Here is a 6301-nt window from a genome sequence, read left to right as displayed (position 1 = left end):
CCCTCCCAAGCCAAAAAGGTCGACAACGAGAGATTCAGACTTTTTCCGCCCTGTCACGCACAGTTTCACCCGATTGCCCTGGATGCCGCACCGCCGGGGCTTGACGGGGCCGTCTTCGGGCGCCAGACTGCCACCCATGTCCAGGTCAATCGCCTCTGTCTCGTTTACGTTCTATTGGTGGAGCCCTTCCGGGGTGGCCAATCGAACGGGTGCGCGGATCTGACAGGCAGATCGACCAGACCCCGATATCGACGGCCGCCTTCGGAAACGAAGGCGGCCGTTTTGCATGTCAGGGCCACCTTCCGAACCAGCCGATGGCGACCGGTCGACGACCGCAACCCGACCGATCCGGCGATGATTGCCGGCCTGCCCAAGGATGACCCGACCGATGTCTGCCCAACATAAGGAACCTGCGGCCATGACGACGCAGACGCTGACCAACCCCGCTCCGGAGTGTGCCGCCGATCCGCGCACCATCATCCGGCCCATCGGCGTCAACCGGCCGCCATTGCGGCGCCCGGGCCCGATGCCGGTCGATTTCGATGTGGTGACCGACCCGGTCCCGGTCTGACGGCGGGGCTTGCGTGGCTGACACGCGATCGCCGCTGGGCGGATGGGGCGCATGCGGGCAGAGTGCCGGTCGGCGCGGCACATGTCGTGCCGTCGCCGTCCGCCACCGCCGCCGTCTCTGTGTCAAGGAACAGCCGATGCCCGCACACGCCCACGAAACATGTCGTCGACGCCGGCCGGGCCGGCTGATGGCCGCAATGCTGCTGCCGCTGGCGCTGGGTGCCTGTGCCGGCATGGGTGATGGCACGCAGGGGCGAGGCAGCGCGCGGCCCGATCTGCCGTTCATCGGAACCGTCTGGGCGCCCGATCCGGCGGCTCCGGCCGCGGCGTCGGCACGGCTGCGGTTCCACGATGACGGCCGGATGAGCGCGCGCGGCCCCTGCAACCGGATGTTCGGCCGCTATCAGCGCGGCGTCGACGATCTGGAGGGAAGCCTGCGCTTCGGCGGTATCGGTGCCACCCGCATGGCCTGCCCGGCGGCGGTGACCGATGCCGAGATGGATCTGATCGACGGGCTGCTCTCGGCCCGCCAGGCGCTGGTCGACGGCAACCGCCTGACCATCGTCACCGCCGAGGGCGGCCGTCTGGGTTTCAAGGCGGTCGACGACGAGACCGCACCTGATCCCGGGTCGGATATGCAATGACGACTGTCCCGACCCCGGCGGCACCGGTTCAGGATGCTGCCACGGGAAAATGAATGCGTGTGATCATGCCGCCCTCGTCGCGCGGCGCGATGTCGAGCGTGCCGCCCTGCAGCCGCACCAGCGCGTGCGCCACCGACAGCGCCAATCCGCGGCCACGGCCGCCGCGCGCGATCAGGCTGTCGGTATCACCGAAGGCGGCCAGGGCGTTTTCGATCTCGACCGCCGTCATCACCGAACCAGCGTCGATGATGGCGATGCCGGTCCGATGCCGCGACTGCGTGACCTGGATGATGACGGGTGATGCCGGCGGCGCCGCGCGCAGGGCGGTATCCAGAAGATGGCCGATGGCGCGGGCAAGGGCGGCAGTGTCGCCATCGATCATCACCGGGTGGTTCGGCAGGTCGGTCAGCACGACCGCCTGATCGTGATCGGCTGGACGATCATGATCAGCCGGATGGGCCCGGCTGTCGCAGATGCGACGGACCAGCCCGCACAGATCGATCGGCTCCGACCTGATCGGCAGCCGTCCGGTCTCGATCCGCGACAGGTCGAGGATGTCGTCGATCAACGACAGCAGTTCGGTGCCGCTGGTATGAATGCTGCGCGCGTAATCGACATAGGTCGGGCTGCCGGCCGGCCCCATCATCTCGCGGGCGATCACCTCCGAAAAGCCCAGAATGGCGTTCAGGGGCGTGCGAAGTTCGTGGCTCAGATGAGCCATGAACTCGGTTCTGGCCCGGCTGACACGCTCGGCACCCGCGCGTGCGGCCTCGGCCGCGGTGCGTGCCCGGCTCATCGCCTCGGTGCGGGCCAGCAGCGCGTCATGGATCGCGCGGGCGTCGCTTGCGCAACTGCGGCAGTTGGCGGCAACCCGTATGGCGTCCGACTGATCGCGGATCACCCAGATCTGAAGCCGGCCATCGGCCGAGGCCGGTCGTGATATGACCGCCAGAATCTGAGGGATCAGGCCGCGCAACTGAATGTCCGATCGGCAGCTTCGGGCCGGGTTGGCCGTCAGAGCCTGAAAATGGGCCATCAGCCGGCTGTCGTCGGGTGATCGCTGGCGCAGGCCCCGTACCAGGGCTGCCATGCGGCCGAAGTTCAGCCGCATGCGGTCGCTGCCGAGCAGGCGGCGTGCTGCATCGTTGAGCACGACCGTCTGCCGGCTGCTGTCGGTCAGCACCATGGCGTCGGTCGTGGCCATCAGCACGGCTTCCGCGGCCACCATGCCTGCGTCGCCGGCAGCGGGGATCGCCACTACCGTCTCCGGATCGATCGGGCCGGCCGCTCCGATGGGGGGCGACAGGTTGCGGTTCATCGACACCTCGCAGCCATGGTCGGGATGATGGTCATGGATGGGGTCGGTGGTGCCGGGCGTTGAACGATCTGCAGGCGGGGCAGGCGTCGGATCGTCATCGTCGGTGTCGGCTCTTCGTGTCGGTGAAGGTCACCACCACTATGAAGCCACCTGTTGTGGGTGATCCACCGATCTGACGAGATGGCGCCGGTAAAAGATGCCGTACCCGTCATAAACAGGCAGGCTGCGGCGACACGCGCAACTTCAACGAGAAAAATGAAATCGGCCCTGTGCCTGCCACCGTGATGGCGGCAGGCACAGGGCCAGATTTCATACAATCATAAGTTATGTTTCGCCTGTCAGGCAGCCGTGTCTTCGGCGATCTGCATGATCAGCTTGCCGAAGTTGCGGCCGGTGAGAAGCCCCTGGAACGCCTCGACAGTCTTGTCGAGGCCGCCGGACACAATATCTTCGCGATACCGCACCTGACCGTCGCGGACCCAGGCGGTCATGTCCTTGAAGAAGTCGCCGGCGCGTTCCGGATGGTCGCTGACGATGAAGCCGTTCAGGCTCATCCGTTTGGCCAGCATCGAGAACATGAAGCGGGGCAGGCGGTCGACGCCCTCGGCGGCGCCGGTATCGTTGTAATGCGCGATCAGGCCGCACAGTGCGACGCGCGAGAAGTCGTTCATCCGCGTCATCACGGCTTCTGAAACCGCGCCGCCGACATTCTCGAAATAGACGTCGATGCCGGCCGGCACGGCTTCCTTCAGCTTCTCGCGGAAGTCATCGGCCTTGTAATCGACGCAGGCATCGAAGCCCAGTTCATCGACCACATAGGCGCATTTCTGCGGACCGCCGGCGATACCGACCGCCCGGCAGCCCTTGATTTTAGCGATCTGGCCCACGAGCCCGCCGACGGCACCACTTGCCGCCGACACCACCACCGTTTCGCCGGCCTTCGGGCGTCCCTTGTCGAGCAGGCCGACATAGGCGGTCATGCCCGGCATGCCCAGAACACCCAGCGAGGTGGTGATCGGCGCCTGCGCAGGGTCGAGCTTGCGCACCCCGGCGCCGTTCGACAGGGCGTATTCCTGCCAGCCGAACATGCCGAAGACATAGTCGCCTTCCTTGAACTTCGGATTGTTGGACGCGATGACCCGTCCGGCGGCGCCACCGACCATCGGATCACCCAGCGCCACATTCGCCGCATAGGATTTGGACGCATCCATGCGGCCACGCATATAGGGATCGAGCGACAGGTACAGCACCTTCACCACCATCTCGCCCGCGCCGGGTGCCGGCAGGGTGACGGTGTCGATCGGCAGGTTGTCGGTGGTCGGCATGCCGACAGGGCGCGAGGCCAGAATGATGCGGCGGTTGCGGATCTCGGTCATCGGCGGGGTCTCTCGGTTGATGGCGACAGGCTGGGCCGCCGGATGCGGCGTGACCGGCAGCCTACTTCAAACACTCGTTTGTTTGAAGTAGGATCGGGCGCAAAATCGCCCAACGGGATGCATCGATCAACAGGGTTGCCCGAACGTGCCGCCTGCCTGATGCTCAGGGCCGTGCAGCATGCGGGTATGATGGCATGCGCCGTCGATCGCATGTCCGATCGATGATCCACCAATCAGAACACAAGGGAGAAACCGATGACCGAGATCGTGCTGGCCGGCGGCATGCGCACGCCGTTCGGCGACTACGGCAAGTCGCTGAAGGACGTGCCGATGGTCGAGCTCGGCGCCCACGCGGCCACGGCCTGCCTGGAAAAGGCGGGGATCGGGCCTGAGAAGATGGACCATCTGGTCTGGGGCAATGTGCTGCCGGTGGACCATGACGGCTATTTCGCCAGCCGGGCCATCGCGCTCAAGATCGGTATGCCGATCGAGAGTGCCGCGCTGAATGTCAGCCGGGCCTGCGGGTCGGGCACGCAGGCCATTCTGAGTGCGGCCGAACAGATCGTCTCAGGCCATGGGCGCATGGCGCTTGCCGGCGGCGGCGAGAATTTCAGCCGTGGCCCCTATGTCATGACCGGCGTGCGCTGGGGCATGAAGCGCGGCCCCGGCGAGGTGATCGACACCCTCGACTGGGCCTATCGCGACCCGTTCAGCCGCGAGCTGATGGGTGAGACGGCCGAGAACCTGGCGGATGATTGCGGCTATACCCGCGAGGCCATGGATGAATGGGCGTTGATGAGCCAGCAGCGCGCCGGCGCCGCGATGACGAATGGCTTTCTGGCCGCCCAGATCAAGCCGATCGAGGTGCGTGAGGGTCGCAAGACCCGCATCATGGACATGGACGAGTTCCCGCGTCCGGATGTGACGCTGGAAAAGCTGGCCAGGCTCAATCCGGTGTTCCGCAAGGGCGGCCGGGTGACGCCGGGCAATTCCAGCGGTGTCACCGACGGCTCGGCCTTCGTGGTGGTCGGCGATCGCGCGGCGCTGGAAGCCGAGGGCGTGGCGCCGGTGGTGCGGCTGGTCGACTGGGCGATCGTCGGCGTGCCGCCGCGGATCATGGGCTGTGGCCCGGTGCCCGCGATCCAGGCGCTGCTCGACAAGCGCGGGCTGAAGGTATCGGACATCGACTATTACGAGATCAACGAGGCCTTCGCCGCGGTCAATCTGCATGCCGAGGCAAAGCTTGGCGTGCCGCGCGACGTGACCAATCTTTACGGCAGCGGCATTTCGATCGGCCATCCTCCCGGAGCGACCGGCGCCCGGATGACCATCGTTGCGATGAATCATCTGGTGAACACCGGCCAGCGCTATGCCATCGTGTCGATGTGCATGGGTGCGGGTCAGGGCATGGCGGTTCTCTACGAGAACGTCGCCCGCTGAACCGGCGGCGCGTCTCGCGCTGACGGCGCGTTGTGCTGCTGGTAATGTTGTCCACCTGAAGTCGATGATCAATGCGTCGGTTCGCTGCCGACGCATTGATCATGTGCCCCTGTTCGGAGACCCTGTGCCATGACCGATACCGCCCGCCCGATCGGGTCCGGAACCGTCACCCTCGCGGTGGCGGACGGCGTTGCGACCATCACGCTCAATCGTCCGGAGGTGTTGCACGCCTTCAACCCGGCGATGGGGGTGGATCTGCTGGAAGCCATTATGTCCGCCGATGGCGATCCGGCCGTGCGGGCGGTGTTGCTGACCGGCGCGGGTCGCGCCTTCATGGCCGGCGGCGACCTGTCACATCTGCACGATGCCAAAGGGGCCGAGCGCCCGCATCGGGCCAATCAGCTGGTTGCCGCCTTTCACGAGATCGTGCTGGCGATGGCGCGGCTGTCCAAGCCGATCATCGCCGGCGTGAATGGTGTCGCCGCCGGCGCCGGCGTGTCGTTGGCGATGGCCTGTGATCTGGTGGTGATGGCGGCGGAAGCCAAGCTGGTGATGGCCTATACCGGTATCGGCACCAGCCCGGATGGCGGGTCCACCTTCGTGCTGCCCCGGCTGATCGGGCCGAAGCTCGCCATGGAGATGCTGCTGTTGAACGAACCGGTCGATGCTGAAACCGCCCGGGCATGGGGGCTGGTCAACCGGATCGTGCCGGCGGCGGAGGTGCCGGCCGAAGCCGCGAAGCTGGCGGCGAAGCTGGCGGCCGGGCCGACGCTTGCCTATGCCCGCACCCGCAGGCTGGTGTCGGAGAGCCTCGACAATCCGCTGGGGCAGCAATTGGCGCGTGAACAGGAAGCGTTCGTGGCATCGAGCCGCACCGATGATTTCGATGCTGGTCTTGGCGCCTTCCTTGCCAAGCGCAAGCCCGTCTATGAAGGCCGGTGAACTGTGACATC

Annotated in this window: 7 protein-coding genes; 5 read left to right on the top strand and 2 right to left on the bottom strand. The window is 66.2% G+C overall.

The features are described 5' to 3' along the window. The 3 genes from IEW15_RS25995 to IEW15_RS17020 all read left to right on the top strand — a co-directional run. A partial coding sequence (locus IEW15_RS25995) for a hypothetical protein (RefSeq protein ID WP_229708200.1) occupies positions 1–405 on the top strand: 405 nt, incomplete at its 5' end. 13 nt (positions 406–418) lie between these two features. Then, the gene (locus IEW15_RS17025) at positions 419–571 is read left to right on the top strand and encodes a hypothetical protein (RefSeq protein ID WP_188580052.1); all 153 of its coding nucleotides are present in this window, start codon (positions 419–421) and stop codon (positions 569–571) included. 187 nt (positions 572–758) lie between these two features. After that, on the top strand, positions 759–1214 hold the full coding sequence (locus IEW15_RS17020; protein ID WP_229708199.1) for an META domain-containing protein: 456 nt from the start codon (positions 759–761) through the stop codon (positions 1212–1214). A 28-nt stretch (positions 1215–1242) separates the two neighbouring features. Here IEW15_RS17020 and IEW15_RS17015 read toward each other — a convergent pair whose 3' ends face one another. Together IEW15_RS17015 and IEW15_RS17010 are read right to left on the bottom strand one after the other, a co-directional pair. Beyond that, the gene (locus tag IEW15_RS17015) at positions 1243–2532 is read right to left on the bottom strand and encodes a sensor histidine kinase (RefSeq protein WP_229708198.1); all 1290 of its coding nucleotides are present in this window, start codon (positions 2530–2532) and stop codon (positions 1243–1245) included. A gap of 338 nt (positions 2533–2870) precedes the next feature. After that, on the bottom strand, positions 2871–3908 hold the full coding sequence (locus IEW15_RS17010; RefSeq protein WP_188580047.1) for an NADP-dependent oxidoreductase: 1038 nt from the start codon (positions 3906–3908) through the stop codon (positions 2871–2873). Between the two features lie 255 nt (positions 3909–4163). Here IEW15_RS17010 and IEW15_RS17005 point away from each other — a divergent pair, with 255 nt between their 5' ends. Both IEW15_RS17005 and IEW15_RS17000 read left to right on the top strand, forming a co-directional pair. Continuing rightward, positions 4164–5348: a thiolase family protein gene (locus IEW15_RS17005; protein WP_188580045.1), complete on the top strand. Its 1185-nt coding sequence runs from the start codon at positions 4164–4166 to the stop codon at positions 5346–5348. Positions 5349–5477: 129 nt separating this feature from the next. Beyond that, complete coding sequence (locus IEW15_RS17000; protein ID WP_188580043.1) at positions 5478–6290, top strand: enoyl-CoA hydratase/isomerase family protein; 813 nt, start codon at positions 5478–5480, stop codon at positions 6288–6290. The last annotated feature ends 11 nt before the right edge of the window (positions 6291–6301 follow it).

Origin of the sequence: Tistrella bauzanensis, from assembly GCF_014636235.1 — a bacterium.
Taxonomy (GTDB): domain Bacteria; phylum Pseudomonadota; class Alphaproteobacteria; order Tistrellales; family Tistrellaceae; genus Tistrella; species Tistrella bauzanensis.
The sequence above is the reverse complement of the archived record's forward strand: the minus strand, read 5'-3'. Positions and strand labels throughout refer to the sequence as shown.

Bases quoted from the DNA above. Each gene is read 5' to 3' on its own strand.
- IEW15_RS17015 (WP_229708198.1), bottom strand. From the start codon at position 2,532: ATGAACCGCAACCTGTCGCCCCCCATCGGAGCGGCCGGCCCGATCGAT.
- IEW15_RS17005 (WP_188580045.1), top strand. From the start codon at position 4,164: ATGACCGAGATCGTGCTGGCCGGCGGCATGCGCACGCCGTTCGGCGAC.
- IEW15_RS17025 (WP_188580052.1), top strand. From the start codon at position 419: ATGACGACGCAGACGCTGACCAACCCCGCTCCGGAGTGTGCCGCCGAT.
- IEW15_RS17000 (WP_188580043.1), top strand. From the start codon at position 5,478: ATGACCGATACCGCCCGCCCGATCGGGTCCGGAACCGTCACCCTCGCG.
- IEW15_RS17020 (WP_229708199.1), top strand. From the start codon at position 759: ATGGCCGCAATGCTGCTGCCGCTGGCGCTGGGTGCCTGTGCCGGCATG.
- IEW15_RS17010 (WP_188580047.1), bottom strand. From the start codon at position 3,908: ATGACCGAGATCCGCAACCGCCGCATCATTCTGGCCTCGCGCCCTGTC.